Raw genomic sequence first — 13622 nt, 5'->3', positions numbered from 1 at the left:
CCCAGTCCAGCGGCCGGAGCGCCGGAAGGGAAAGACCGATCGGGTGCAGTTCCCTACCCTGGCGGTATGACGGAGCCGGAAATCCGCGAACTGCGTTACTTCTGCGCCGTCGCCGAGGAGCTGAACATCACCCGCGCGGCCGAGCGGCTCGGGATGGCTCAGCCGCCGCTGTCCCGGGCCATACGTCAGTTGGAGCGCCGGCTCGGTGTCGCCCTGTTCGATCGCACCGAGCGCCGACTGGCCCTAACGCAGGCCGGCGAGATCCTGGTCAAGGAGGCGGCCGTCGTCCTGGGCGCCCTCAACTCCGCCGTACGCCGGACGCGGCGTGCGGGACTCGCCGGTCGACGACTCGTGGTCACCGCCAAGCCTGGGGTGGCCACAGAATTGCTTCACCGGATCCGCGAACGGTCTCGTGCGGACCCGGACGCACCAGAGATCCAGGTCATTGGTGAGCGGATTCGGTGAGCAGGCCGACATGGTCCGCGACGGCCGCGCGGACGTGGCGATCGCCGCCTGCTTCGACGGCCACGGCCTCGAGACCCGGCTGTTGACGACCGAACCACGCGTCGCCGCGCTCACCTCGGGACATGAGTTGGCGGGACGCGATGTCCTCAGTACCGCCGACCTCATAGCCGAGCCCGCACCCCGGTGGAGTGTTCCGGCGGTTGTCGACCGCGACCACTGGCTGGGCAGCCCGGATCGACCGGCCGACGGCCCGGTCGTCGAAGACATCGCCCAGATGCTGGAGGTCGTCGCCCTGGGCCAGGCCGTGGCGTTGGTGCCCTCCTCGCTGGCCGCGAGGAACATCCGGCCCGACGTGATCTACCGCCCGCTGTCCGACGCCGCGCCGTACCAGACCCTGGCCCTCTGGCCGGCGGGCAATCGGTCGCCCTGGATCACCTGGTTCATCCGGACCGCGGTAGAGGGCTCGCGCTAACTCCGTCCCTCCGCGCGGGCCCGGCATTCCGCGCTCAAGGCAGGAACGGAGCCGCCTCGGGCAGCGTCCTGGATGGTGAAGCCCTCTCGAGGACGCCTGGTTGGCATGGCGCCGAGTACGCTGGGCGCCAGTGCCGGGCGGCAAGCCGCAGCGCTCTCATGGACGCCGCATGACGACGCCCTCCGGCGGCTTGTTGAGGATCCTGTTCAGCCCGAGCCGGTAGCGCATCGTCTTCGACAGCTTCTCCGTGACCTCGGGACGCAGCGCCGCCGTGAAATTGAACTGTGGCCGCACGAAGGACCTCGTGTAGTAGGCGAACACCAGGGGGCGGTCCTTGTCCTCGGTGATGTTCGCGCCCGAGGTGTGCCAGAGCCGGCCCTCCATCACCACGGTCGAACCGGCCGCGGCCTCGAACGGCACCAGCCGGTCACCGAGGTCGGCCGGCAACTCGTCCCGGGTCTGGTAACGGTGGCTGCCGGGCACGTAGAGCGTGGCGCCGTTGTCGCCATAGGCGTCGTCGAGGCACCAGATGACGTTCAGCGACCACGGCTGCGTCCAGGGCCCCTCGTGGACCAGGGCCTGGTCCGAGTGCAGCGCCATCGACCCGCTTCCCGGACGGGCGATGTTCGCCGTGATGTTGCTGACGACGTAGTCCTCGCCGAGGAGACGACCGGCGATCGCATCGGCCACGGGGTGCTCGAGCAGCCGGCCGAACAGCGCGTCGAGGTCGACCAGGTTGAACACCCGGACGTTACTGGCGTTGGGGTCGAGCCCGGGCACATGAGTCGGCACGCCCCGGCGTTCGCTCTCCTCGACGGTGGCCCAGAGACGCTCGCGGGCGGCCTTGACCTCGGCTTCATCGAGCACCCCCGGCACCACGGCGAACCCGTCCGCGTCGAGGGCCGCGCTCACCGCATCGGCGTCGAGGGTCTGCGGCGTGGTCACGATCGGGTCTCCTCCCGCTCGTCGAGGCGGTGGTCACAGGCCCGTTCCGGGATGTGCCCGCGCTCCTGGCTCCCGGCCGAGTATGTCCCGACCGGCGACCCATAATCAATATCGATGTCGAAATTGCTCTCTCGTGCTCCTTCTGCGCTGTCGGGTGAGGCAAGGTCGCGACACGGTGATGGGCGTCGCGCCCGTCCGATCGTGCGGTGTCGCCGGGGCTGGCGGTCGCGCGCAGCGCCTTCTCCCGCATGTCAGGGCTCGGCTGCGAGCGTCTGGCGCGGCTTGAGCCTGACGTCGACCCGAGAGAGGGGCAGATCCCGGCCCAAGGGAGCCGAATCCACGTGGGAGGCACGTGGCGGCGGGGGCGGCCAGGATGAACGCGACCGGGGTACGCGGGGCGCCCTTCCCGCAAGGCGCCCTGTGCATCTTCGCAGACGCGACTCGGCCTGGACTGGAGGGTGGCGGCACCCGGGGGGCCACGTAGTGCGCGTCCCGTTGCGGGATCGTCAGTCGGTCCGGGTGCGGAGGCTCCGCGCCAGGGTGGGGATCATCACCGTCGCAGGGACGAGGTGGAGCACGAGGAGGGCAACGGTGGTGGCGGTGTTCGCCCCGGACAGGAAGGGCGGGATCAACGAGATCGCGGTCAGCGACACTGCCGTCCACACGAATCGCGCGGCGGGGCGCGCGCTCCAGCGGAGAAGAGCGGCGGCGATGACGACACCCACGACCGAGCAGAAGCCGGTCACTACGGCGAACCCGGGCAACGGGATCGACTCGTCACCATCGGAGACCTCGAAGTCGACGCCGACGGCCTGGGCGAGCGCAGCGGCGAGGGTGGTGGCCGCCATCGCTGCGAGCGTGGCGACGAAGCCGGTACCGGCGAGCCCGCGGAGTCGGTGGGGATAGCTGGTGTGGCCCGACGCCGGGCCTGCGACGACGCCGGTGTCATTCAGGCTGTTCATGTCATCCTCCATCATTCGGTGCATGGCGTAGGGGTGTGTTGGCCGGCATGTGGCGGTCCTGGCCCTGGGGGTGATGATGCGCACCCTCGCCGTGCGACGGCCGGGGTTGCGCAGGGCGCGGACGCCGGTGCCGCGGAGCCAGAATCCGGCGTCGCGTCCCAGGACAGGCCCGGGCTCGCCGTCGCGCAACTCCAGTTGCACCCGCCCGCGGGTGACGACGCCGAACGCGTCGTGCCACTCGGCCGCGACCACCGCGACACGCGCGCCACCGCGCAGCGCGAGCGTCCGCACCGGGACTACTCCGCGCCGTCCGCCGGCAGGCGCTCCGGCAGCCCGAGCCGCGGGAACCGGTCGTCGTGGAAGATGAAGATCTCGGTGATCGCCCCGCCGGTGACGCGCAGGACGTCGATCGTCAGCGGCAGGTACGCGCCCTCCCGCTCCTGCCAGAGGTAGAAGGCGACGGCGGGCTGCCGGTTCACGGCGGTTTGGACGGCGCGCAGGCCCGTCATGCGCGCGAAGCCGTCCTCGACCCAGTCGTTCACCACCGCGTCGCGGCCGACGTACAGGCCCGGCGTGGGCGGCATCGAGTAGCGGACGTCGTCGCGCAGCATCGAGGCGAGCGCCGGAACGTCCGTGGCCACGCTGGCGTCGGTGAAGCGGCGCACCAGCTCGCGCGTCCCGGCGTCCTGTTCGCCGCCGGTCCAGTCCTGCCGCTCGGCGGGCAGGTGCTCCCGCAGACCGGCGCGGGCCCGCTGCAGCGCGCTGTTCACGGAGTTGACCGAGTCGCCCAGGAGCTCCGCGACGTCCTTCGCCGGCCAGCCGAGCACGTCCCGCAGGATCAGCACGGCCCGCGGGCGCGGCGCGAGGTGCTGGACCGCGACCAGGTACGCCAGCTCGATCGTCTCCCGCGCGAGGGCGAGGGTCTCCGGCTCGTCCGCGTCACCCGCGGGCAGCTCGTCGAGCAGCCGGTCCGGGTAGGGCTGCAGCCAGGGCACCTCACCGCCGGTCGCGGGCTCCGGACGGCGCTTGGCGAGCAGGTCAAGGCAGGCGTTGGTGGCGATCCGGTACAGCCAGGCCCGGAACGTCGACCGCCCCTCGAAGGTCTCCCGCCGCCGCCAGGCACGCAGGAACGTCTCCTGCACGGTGTCCTCGGCATCCTCGAACGACCCGAGCATCCGGTAGCAGTGCACGTGCAGCTCCCGCCGGTGCCGCTCCGCCAGCCCCGAGAACGCCGGCTCGTCGACCTCACCCAGACCGCTCCCGCCCAGCTCCTCCAGCCGTGTGTCCGCACCCATCACGTCATCCTTCCCTCGCGTCATGTCCCGTCATAGTTATGACGGCTAGAGGCGCGACAACTCATCACTGGGGTCGGTCGGCACGGCTGAGCGTTCTCATCGACGTGGCGGAGAACGACTATCTCCACGTTCATCCCGTGCCGTCGACGATGACGTAGGCCGGCAGCCGGATCCTGGGTCATCGCCTGGTGCAGCCGTTGCGCAGGTGGCCAGGGCGAGCAGGGCCCGCCGACCGGGGTCGAGTCGACGCCAGCGGGATAACACAGCAACGAGGCTCCCGGTTGGGGCGTCTTCCGACCTTCACCACGCCACTGACCTGCACCATCAGGCGGCCGTGGGACGGCGCCCTCTGGGCCCCACGTGCTTGGTCGCGGACCTGGCCATTGGCGCCTCTATCCGCTCGGCTTGTTTCCGGTCGGTTCGTCTCGGCCCATGGACGCATAGAGCAGCACCAGCAACTCCCTGACCGGGGTGGCGACGAGCGTCTTCTCCCCCACAGTGGGAGCCTGGAACCCACGTGCCCGGCAGTACTCAAAATCAGCGCGTCAGTAGCGCCACGCCTGGCCTGGCCACACTCGAGGTCGCGGCCATCGGCGCCTTCGCCGGGCGCGCCACTCGGTCATGATCTTGGTTTAGTCGGGTGATGGGTGCCACGGGCAGCGTGAGCGGGCGCCCGACCGGCGCATGTGTGCTTGAACGCGCGGACCATTGGCAGCCACGCCAGCACGCTAGGCCTCGATCGGCCGGGTGATGACGTCGTCAGCATCCTCGTCTGCAATGGCGTTCAACATGGTCTCGTTGAAGTCGGTCAGTATCAGATCCGGCCTCTGCCATGCGGCGCGCGATCGCTTGTTCCATGGCCCTGGTTCTCGCGACGGAGCGTCTTCGCTATAGCGGGCATTCCGCAAGTTCACAGGGAAAAGTGTAGTTCACATCGAGTCGCGGAGCATGTTGATCACGGGTGCCGACAGCCGTATCGGCCGACCATTTACCAAAAGGGCAAAATGGCAAGTACCGTTTGGACGCCTAGCGGGACGTGTGGGATCCCGAAATCATTTCCGTCCGCGGTGTGTCGCGCTTTGAGCGGGGGTTTCGCCGACCAGTTTTCGCTTGCCGAGATATGGGCCGCTCATTGCCGCGCCACCGTCGGTGTTTCTCTGGTCTGGCCGGACGGCTGTCAGCCGACTCGTGCCGCCGCTGTCTCCACGGCGATCACGTCCTGTGTGAGCTCCACGGCCACCTTGGCGTTCTCCGCCGTGCTGAGCACGGAGCCCGTGGTGAAGAGACCGTTGATGATCAGTAGAATCCGGTCGGCGAGGCGTTCCGGGTCGACCGCCGCGGTGCGGCGGGTCAACTCGCAGACCTGCTCACGCACGGTGCCGAAGTGCTCCTGGGCCGCGCGGTGCACGGGGTGTCCCTCGTCCGGGAACTCCGCGTAGGTGTTGCGAATCGGACAGCCGCGGGGACCGGGCACGCTCGCGCCCACCAGCCGCACCAGTTCGACGAGCTGCTCCTCCGGCTGCCCGCCCGACTCGAGCGCGGCCGCCAGGCTCCGCTCCCAGCCCCCCTCGCACCGGTGCAGGTACTCGGTGACGAGCTCGTCCTTGCTGCCGAACTCCCGGTAGAGCAGTTGCTTGCCGCAGCCGGCCTCGTCGATGATGCGCTGCATCCCGACGGCGTGGACGCCATAACGGTCGAACAGGTCGGTCGCGGCGTCGAGAATGCGTTCGCGCACGCTGGCGGACGGTTGCCGAGGCATGTCACGATAATAGCAGACCAATCAGTCCGGCGGCGGTGGACGGCTTCCGGCCGGACGGCCGTGACGCCGGCCGGAGCGTCCCGGAAATCCCGTGGTAACCCGTAGTTTCGCCGCTTCCACATGGCACCGCGGGCGATCGCCTGCCTACCATCGATCCGAATGTCGCCCCGCGAGATCCACTAGGCGGTGGTTGACGAACTGGCGAGTGGACGGGAGTACCGGCATGGCGACAGAAGAACGGACTTTCTCCCAAGAGGATTATGACTTCGACGCGCTCTATGCGGGCCGCGCGGCGTTCGAGGGATCCGAACAGGGCGAGCAGTTCATCCCCTGGGATATCGGCGAGGCCCAGCCCGTGATCGTGGAATTGGAACGAGCCGGGGGGTTCCGGGGCAAGGTGCTCGACGCGGGCTGCGGGCTGGGCGAGAACGCGATCCTGCTCGCCGGCAATGGTCATGAGGTGACCGGGGTGGACGGCTCCCCCAGCGCGATCCAGCAGGCCGCGCGACGCGCCACGGCGCATGGCGTCCAGGTGCGGTTCGCGGTGGCCGACGCCACCGAGTTGCGCGATATCGGGACCGGTTTCGACACGGCGCTCGACAGCGGCCTGTACCACTGCCTGAACGACGAACAGCGGTCGGCGTACGCCGCCGCGCTGCACCGGGTATGCGGACCGGGCGCGGTGCTGCACCTGTTCTGCTTCGCCGAAACCCTGCCGTCGGGGACGCCGATCGCCCAGGAGGCCCTGGTCAGCGTGGCGAACCTGCACGCCAATCTGGACCGGCACTGGATAATCGAGGACATTACGGAGACCGTCTTCGCCACCGGTTTCACCCGTGAACTGCTCACCAAGATGCAGGAGACGAACGCGCTGGAGAGCAGCGACGAACTGGACCCGGACGCACTGCAGGTGGACGACCGCGGGCGGGTCCTGACGCCGATGTCCCACGTCCGCGCCCGGCGGAGGTAACCCGAGTTCCGGCGTCGTATGAAGGACAGGGTCGCGGCGGATCTCGGCTGAGTCGGCAATGCTCGTCGAAGCCCTGGTCCGCCGCCTTGCCGTAGCGTGGCGACTCCGCGGTCAGGATGGGTGACGCCTTCGCGTGGAACGGGGCGATGCCTCCGTTGCGAGCGGGGGCTTTGCTTCTTGTGTGGGCCCGGCCGGGCGGTACGGGCGACTGCGACCGCTCCCCCATCGTGAACGACCGCGTTCATGCCTTCGAGAGGGCGCCGCCCCCTGGACGACCGTCGCGCCGAGCCGTCGAGGGGCTCGGCGCGCGGCGGGTCGCGTGCCACGATGCGGACGGCCCGGCCCGTCGAAGCAGGCGGGGCGTGGAGGCGGCCCGAGGTGGGCGATCGTTCGCGGTCGCCGCCGGTCATCGTGGATGCGCCCCGATCACTTGATCACGGCGGTGGCGCGGTCGTGCCCGGTCGCGAGCGGCCCCGGTCCGGCGGAATCGGCGTCCGGGCTACCAGGGCCAGCGCCAGCCGTCGTTGTCGGGGACCACCCAGTAGTGGTCGAGTTCGACCTTCGCGAAGAACCAGCGATCGCCGATGCGGACGTACTTGTCCGAGAACTGGCCGAGGCTGCTGAACGCCAGGCTGTCCTTGTTGAATCGAATCTGCTCTTCGAAGAAGCACACGCCGGTGGCGGTGTCCTCGCCGTTGATATGGACCTGGTGCCCGTGGATGTAGTTCTTCAGGGCGATCGCCGTGGCATTGCGCATGTCCCTGATCTGCTCAAGGAGCTGGCCGTAGTAGCTCCGGACCTCTTTACTTCCGTGGGCCTGGCCGTATTCGCCGTAGTCGAGGTGCGCGTCCTCGGTGAACAGCCCGGCCAGGGTGTCCCATTCGCGGTTGTTGAGAGCGCGGTGGAACTCGGCGCGCAGGCTGGTGAGGTCGCGGACGGCCTCCAGTTCTTCGATGCGTTTCGTGAGCTGCTTCAGCGTGGTCTGGGTATCCAGTTCCTCGGACATCCTGCTACCTTTCGGATCGGGGCCGCCCCGGCGAAGGAAAGAGCACGGATTTCGCGCGCGCGTGGCGCCGGTCAATGACAGGACAACTGTCGCAAGCGGGTACCGCCGCGGCAAGGTTTGGCGACATGTTCTGTGGTCCGCCCGAAGGGACGCCCGCCGGCCCGTCCGGTCAGGTGCCGGCGGGGTGCGCGGCGGCGTTCCGGGCCTGGTAGGAGCTTTGCGGGGGCTGGTACCGCAATGTCGGACCGATCGGTCCCGAACGCCGCTTTCAGCTTGACACGTCTTCGCCGCCCAGCCGATAATGCAGTTGCGGACCGATCGGTCCGGATCGGTCACCACGGTGGCACGACCCGCCGCGACGGTCCGCCCTCTGCCATGCCTTCTCCGTTCCCGGCCGACCAGGAGTGCCGTGTGACTGCAGAAACGACAACCGCACCACCCGAATCCGAGGAGGTGTATCCGCGCCGGTGGGCCGCGCTCGTCGTGCTCCTTCTGGCCTTCATGCTGGACCTGCTGAGCGTCACCATCGTCAATGTCGGGCTGTCGGCGATCCAGCGTGATCTGGGTGCCAGCCCCACCGACCTCGAGTGGATATCCGCCGCCTACCTGCTTTCCTTCGCGGTCGCACTGATCACCGCAGCCAGACTGGGTGACCTGCGCGGCCGGAAGCTCGTTTTCCTGGTAGGAGTAGCCGCTTTCGCGGTGACCAGTCTGTGGTGCGGAATCGCGGGCAGCCCGGCCGAGCTGATCGCCGCGCGGGTGTTCCAGGGATTGGCCGCCGCCGCGATCGCCCCCCAGGTGATGAGCATTCTCTTCACGATCTTCACCGGCCGGGAGCGCGCCACGGTGTTCGGCACGTTCGGGCTGCTCTCCGGCCTGACCCAGGCCGGGGGGCTGATCCTCGGTGGCGTACTGATCACGACGGACGTCGCCGGACTGGGCTGGCGCTCGATCTTCCTGATCACCGTTCCGGTGGCGATCGTGCTGATCCCGCTCGCGATCTGGCTGGTTCCGGAGAGCAAGGTGGCGGGGGGAGCCCGCCCGAGGTGGGGGGCCACCGCCGTGCTCGTCCTCGCCCTCGTGGCGATCGTGTTCCCCCTCCTGGAGGGCCGCGTCTACGGCTGGCCCCTGTGGGGCTGGCTCCTGATCGCCGCCGGGATCCTGGCGGTGGTCGGGCTGGCGATCGTCGAGCACCGCGATCCGCGGCGGCGGGCGGGGGCCCTCCTGCCGATGGAGCTGTTCCGGAACCGCACCGGCGCCGGCGGGCTGATCGTGCTGCTGCTGTCGTTCTCGGGCTTCACCGGCTTCATGATGATCTTCCCGCTGTGGCTGCAGGACGGGCAGGGCTTCTCGGCGCTCAACGCGGGTACGGTCTCGATCGCGTTCGCCGCGGGCGGGCTCGTCATGGCCGCGTTCACCGGACGGCTCACCATCCGGTTCGGCCGGTTCATCGTGCTCACCGGGTGCCTGGTGTCCGTGGCGGGCGGGGGCATCCTGCTCCTCGCGGTGCACGGGGCGTCGGATTCGCTCAACAGCTGGTCGCTGGTCCCCGGCCTGTTCGCGCTCGGCGTCGGGATGACCCTGGTGATGCCGCCGCTGACCACGCTGTTCCTGTCCGCGGTACCGCCCGAGTACGCCGGATCGGCCTCCGGTGTCTGGACCACCGGCCAGCAGTTCGGCAGCGCGGTGGGCGTCGCCGCGTTCGGCACGGTCTTCTTCACCGTCCTGGAGAACAGCCGGGATCACCCGGAGGCGTTCACGGCCGCCACGATCGCGGTGATGGGCGCCCTGGTGGTCAGCGCGGCACTGTGCTTCACCCTCGCGCCGAACAAGGAGCCGGCGTAGTTCGCCGACGCGTTCCTCACGGCCGATGGGTGTCCCCGGGGCGATGGTCCCGGGGACACCCATCGCCTTTGGGGCGAGGGCACGGCGGCGGCCTCCCGCCCTTGGGCGGGACGTCTCCCCCGGCTCACCCCGTACCGGAACTCGACAGGGCCAGGCACTCGTCCGCGAAGGCGAGCACTCCGAGGTGGTAGTCGCGGGCGGCGTATCCGAGGCTGATGTTGTGCCCCGCGCCGGCCAGCCGTTCGGTACGGACCAGGGGCGCGGCCAGGCGGGCCGTCATGGCGGCGACGGTCTGCGGGTCGCAGCGCCACCAGCGTTCGTGCTCGGCGAAGGTGAACCGCACCGGGACCCGGACCTGGCGGGCCACTTCCGGATACCGGTCGGGCCAGTCCGGTATCTCAGCCGCCTCCCGGGGCGGGACCGGCGCGGCGAGCGGCATCGCGTGCAGGAAGGTCCCCGGTGGGTACAGGTCGAGCGGGCCCCAGTGCAGGGGCCGGGTTCGCCGGTCGTTCACGTCCCCCCGCAGAGCGGGGTCGACGGCCCAGCGGTCACTGATCCCGGAGACGTCCACGCCCAGCAGGGCGCCGGCGGTCCAGCCCGCGGCCACCGACAGCGCCAGCTTGCCGCCCAGCGAATGGCCGACGATGAAGAAGCCCGCCCCGGCCGGGTGCAGGGCGCGGTAGCCGGCGAGAGCGCGCCGGACCCGGGACGCCTGTTCGTCCAGTCCCAGCCCGTCGGGCGCCGCGGACGCCGAGACGCCGTATCCCGGCCGGTCCAGCGCGAGCGCCGCGTAACCGCGCGACGCAGCGAGGGAGAGCAGTGAGGTGGCCGGGTCGGCCTGGCCGTGGAAGTACCCCGCGCGCATGCCGGCGCCGTGCAGGGCGACGATCACGGCCGTCGGCGGGGAGTCCGGGGGGGAGGGCGAGGAGCCCGGAGAGCCGGAGGCCGCCCGCGTCCATCTCCACGGTGCGCACCTGGGCGCCGGGCGGTCCGCCCCGCGTCGGCGGGGGCGAGGGAGGCCGCGTCATGGCGGCCCTAGTCGCTGATCTTGCAGATCACGGCGCCGCCGGAGACGGACGCGCCGACCTCGGCGGACAGGCCGCTGACGGTGCCGGAGCGGTGGGCGGTGATGGGCTGTTCCATCTTCATCGCCTCCAGGACGACGACGGGCTGTCCGGCCTCCACCGGCTGGCCGTCCGCCACGGCGACCTTGACGATCGTGCCCTGCATGGGCGAGACCAGATCGTCGCCGGAGAGCGCCGAACGGGATCGCTTCGCCGCCCGGGGCCTGGCCTTGGCTCCGTCGTCGCCGATGGACGCGGCGGGCTCGCCCGACAAGGCGGGCAGCGAGATCTCCACCCGCCTGCCGCCGACCTCGACGACCACGGTCTCGCGTTCGGCCGACGGCTCCCCGCCGGTGGCGAGCCGGTCCTCGTACGGCGGGATCCGGTTGTCGAACTCGGTCTCGATCCACCGGGTGTGCACGCCGAACGGGGCGCCGTCGTCGGCGGGCACGAACGTGGGATCGTCCAGCACCGCCTGGTGGAAGGGCAGCACCGTGGGCATCCCCCCGATCTGGAACTCCGCCAGCGCGCGGCGGGCCCGGTCGACGGCCTGGCGGCGGGTCGCCCCGGTCACGACCAGCTTGGCGATCATCGAGTCGAACGCCTGCGGGATGGTCTGGCCCTGCGCGCAGCCGGCGTCCAGGCGCACCCCCGGGCCGGACGGGGGCTGCCAGTGGGTGAGCGTGCCCACCTGCGGGAGGAAGTCGCGGCCCGGGTCCTCGGCGTTGATCCGGAACTCGAAGGAGTGGCCGCGCAGCTCCGGGTCGCCGTAGCCCAGGGGCTCGCCGGCGGCGATCCGGAACTGCTCGAGGACCAGGTCGATGCCCGCCACCTCCTCGGTGACCGGGTGCTCGACCTGGAGCCGGGTGTTGACCTCCAGGAACGAGATCGTGCCGTCCTGGCCCACCAGGAACTCGCACGTCCCCGCCCCCACGTACCCGGCCTCGGCCAGGATGGCCTTGGAGGAGGAGTACAGCAGCTCCACCTGCTCCTCGGTCAGGTAGGGCGCGGGGGCTTCCTCGACGAGTTTCTGGTGGCGGCGCTGCAGGGAGCAGTCGCGGGTGGAGACGACCACCACGTTGCCGTGCCTGTCGGCCAGGCACTGGGTCTCCACGTGCCGGGGACGGTCGAGGTAGCGTTCGACGAAGCACTCGCCGCGGCCGAACGAGGCGACCGCCTCGCGCACCGCCGACTCGTACAGGGCCGGCACCTCGTCCAGCGTGCGGGCGACCTTCAGCCCGCGGCCGCCGCCCCCGAACGCCGCCTTGATCGCGATCGGCAGGCCGTGCTCCTCGGCGAACGCCACCACCTCGCCGGCCGAGGCGACCGGGTCGGCGGTCCCGGCCACCAGCGGCGCGCCGACCCGCTGCGCGATATGCCGGGCCGCCACCTTGTCGCCCAGCGCGGTGATCGCCTCCGGGGGCGGCCCGATCCAGGTCAGCCCGGCCTCGGTGACGGCGGCCGCGAACTCGGCGTTCTCGGCCAGGAACCCGTAACCGGGGTGCACCGCGTCCGCGCCCGCCCGCCGGGCCACATCGATCAGCTTGTCGATGACCAGGTACGACTCGGCCGCGCTCTGCCCGCCCAGCGCGTAGGCCTCGTCGGCCAGCCGCACATGCGGCGCGTCCAGGTCCGGCTCGGCGTACACCGCCGCACTGGCCAGGCCCGCGTCGCGGCACGCACGGGCGATACGGACCGCGATCTCACCGCGGTTGGCGATCAGGACCTTGCGCACGTGGAGCTCCCCTCCCTGCGTCGGCTTATCGCCGCGACAGGATCTCTTCGGTGAGGCGGTGCAGCCGCGCCGCCGCGTCGCCGTCGTACACCCTGGGGTCCAGGGGGATCGGACGGTCCTCCCACAGGGCGGTGAGCGGTTCGGCGGGCGGGTCGTCGATGACGTCGACGAGCGGGACGATCGACTCCTCCGCGGACTTGCCCGCGCCCCGCTTCATCTGCTCGACCTGGGCCGCGGTCTCCGGGTCGAACTCGCCGGCGAGGCCGGTGCGCGTACCGCCCGGGAACTGCAGGACGTAACGGGCCCGCCGGTCACCGTGCGCGGCGGCCCAGGTGACGCCGAGGAGGTCGTTGAGCTTGCCGCCCTGGAACATCGCGTCCCAGCCGTTGTACCCCCGCTCCAGTTCGAGATCGTCCCAGTGGATCCGGCCCTCCGAGATGCCCGGCCCGGCGAGGTTGAGGACCACCCCGGGCCCGGCCTTGTGCAGCGGTTCGACGAGGCCGTGGCTCAGGAGGTACCGGCTCAGGTAGTACAGCGCGAGGTTGTGCTCGATGCCCTCGTCGGTGACCCGGCGGTAGGAGCGGAAGAACCGGGCGCACAGGACGAGGGCGTCCACGGCCGTGAATGTGTCCGCGATCTCCTTGAGAACCCGCTTGTTCTCGCTGACGAGGCTGAGATCGGCCTGGACGAAGAATACCCGCTTTCCGGCTCCCTTCTCCTCCGCCTCTTCGATGAAGCGGGCGCCCTTGACGGGGTCGGGCGCGACGACGAGGACGTTGTCCCCGCGGTCGCGGCAGTGGCGGGCCAGTGCCAGTCCGATTCCGGATGTTCCACCCGTTATAACAATGTTCTTCACCGGAATATCCCTTCGGTCGCCGAGGACCCGCGGCGGCCCCCGGTCAGCGTTCTGCAGGCAGCGCGTATATGCACTGGTCACGGCAATTCTCGCAGAGCTTTCAGGGTCGCCGCAAGAGGTTCGGACCGTTCGGTCCGTGACCTGTGGTGGAGCCGTAGGGACGCCGGACTCGGGAGCGCTTAGGGTGCAGCAATGGATTGCCGGAGCCGATCCGAATAGGGAGCCTGAGTGGTCGCGCGACAAAATCG

Annotated in this window: 13 protein-coding genes; 4 read left to right on the top strand and 9 right to left on the bottom strand. The window is 70.3% G+C overall.

All coding sequences use genetic code 11. The features are described 5' to 3' along the window. Positions 1 to 66 precede the first annotated feature (66 nt). Entirely contained in the window at positions 67 to 465 is a 399-nt protein-coding gene (locus ACZ466_RS47390; protein WP_378285041.1) for a LysR family transcriptional regulator, read from the top strand. Further along, on the top strand, positions 449 to 937 hold the full coding sequence (locus ACZ466_RS47385; RefSeq protein WP_378285040.1) for a LysR substrate-binding domain-containing protein: 489 nt from the start codon (positions 449 to 451) through the stop codon (positions 935 to 937). The genes ACZ466_RS47390 and ACZ466_RS47385 overlap by 17 nt, the downstream gene beginning before the upstream one ends. Positions 938 to 1093: 156 nt before the next feature. Here the strand turns inward: ACZ466_RS47385 and ACZ466_RS47380 are convergent, their stop codons facing one another. The 5 genes from ACZ466_RS47380 to ACZ466_RS47360 all read right to left on the bottom strand — a co-directional run bounded on the left by ACZ466_RS47380 (position 1094) and on the right by ACZ466_RS47360 (position 5898). Next, entirely contained in the window at positions 1094 to 1882 is a 789-nt protein-coding gene (locus tag ACZ466_RS47380) for a phytanoyl-CoA dioxygenase family protein (RefSeq protein ID WP_378285039.1), read from the bottom strand. A gap of 506 nt (positions 1883 to 2388) precedes the next feature. After that, entirely contained in the window at positions 2389 to 3135 is a 747-nt protein-coding gene (locus tag ACZ466_RS47375) for a DUF6069 family protein (protein WP_378285037.1), read from the bottom strand. Between the two features lie 5 nt (positions 3136 to 3140). Continuing rightward, positions 3141 to 4139, bottom strand: a complete 999-nt coding sequence (locus ACZ466_RS47370; RefSeq protein ID WP_378285036.1) for an RNA polymerase subunit sigma-70 — start codon at positions 4137 to 4139, stop codon at positions 3141 to 3143. Positions 4140 to 4867: 728 nt separating this feature from the next. Next, on the bottom strand, positions 4868 to 5053 hold the full coding sequence (locus tag ACZ466_RS47365) for a hypothetical protein (RefSeq protein WP_464041988.1): 186 nt from the start codon (positions 5051 to 5053) through the stop codon (positions 4868 to 4870). Between the two features lie 263 nt (positions 5054 to 5316). Next, the gene (locus ACZ466_RS47360; RefSeq protein ID WP_378285035.1) at positions 5317 to 5898 is read right to left on the bottom strand and encodes a TetR/AcrR family transcriptional regulator; all 582 of its coding nucleotides are present in this window, start codon (positions 5896 to 5898) and stop codon (positions 5317 to 5319) included. 205 nt (positions 5899 to 6103) lie between these two features. Here ACZ466_RS47360 and ACZ466_RS47355 point away from each other — a divergent pair, with 205 nt between their 5' ends. Beyond that, positions 6104 to 6868, top strand: a complete 765-nt coding sequence (locus tag ACZ466_RS47355) for a class I SAM-dependent methyltransferase (protein WP_464041987.1) — start codon at positions 6104 to 6106, stop codon at positions 6866 to 6868. Between the two features lie 499 nt (positions 6869 to 7367). Here ACZ466_RS47355 and ACZ466_RS47350 read toward each other — a convergent pair whose 3' ends face one another. After that, positions 7368 to 7874, bottom strand: coding sequence for a nuclear transport factor 2 family protein (locus ACZ466_RS47350; protein ID WP_378285033.1), 507 nt, complete (start codon positions 7872 to 7874; stop codon positions 7368 to 7370). Between the two features lie 411 nt (positions 7875 to 8285). Between ACZ466_RS47350 and ACZ466_RS47345 the strand changes: the two genes are divergently transcribed. Next, positions 8286 to 9719 carry an MFS transporter gene (locus ACZ466_RS47345; RefSeq protein ID WP_378285032.1) on the top strand — a complete coding sequence of 478 codons (1434 nt, stop codon included), beginning with the start codon at positions 8286 to 8288 and terminating at the stop codon, positions 9717 to 9719. A 124-nt stretch (positions 9720 to 9843) separates the two neighbouring features. Here ACZ466_RS47345 and ACZ466_RS47340 read toward each other — a convergent pair whose 3' ends face one another. From ACZ466_RS47340 to ACZ466_RS47330, 3 genes are all read right to left on the bottom strand, one after another. Next, positions 9844 to 10611 carry an alpha/beta hydrolase gene (locus tag ACZ466_RS47340; protein ID WP_464041986.1) on the bottom strand — a complete coding sequence of 256 codons (768 nt, stop codon included), beginning with the start codon at positions 10609 to 10611 and terminating at the stop codon, positions 9844 to 9846. A gap of 143 nt (positions 10612 to 10754) precedes the next feature. Next, positions 10755 to 12518: an acetyl/propionyl/methylcrotonyl-CoA carboxylase subunit alpha gene (locus tag ACZ466_RS47335; RefSeq protein WP_378285030.1), complete on the bottom strand. Its 1764-nt coding sequence runs from the start codon at positions 12516 to 12518 to the stop codon at positions 10755 to 10757. A 25-nt stretch (positions 12519 to 12543) separates the two neighbouring features. Continuing rightward, entirely contained in the window at positions 12544 to 13374 is an 831-nt protein-coding gene (locus ACZ466_RS47330; RefSeq protein ID WP_378285029.1) for an SDR family NAD(P)-dependent oxidoreductase, read from the bottom strand. Between the last annotated feature and the right edge of the window lie 248 nt (positions 13375 to 13622).

The sequence above is a fragment of the Actinomadura rugatobispora genome, assembly GCF_055379765.1.
This window is presented reverse-complemented; position numbering and strand designations above follow the sequence as displayed.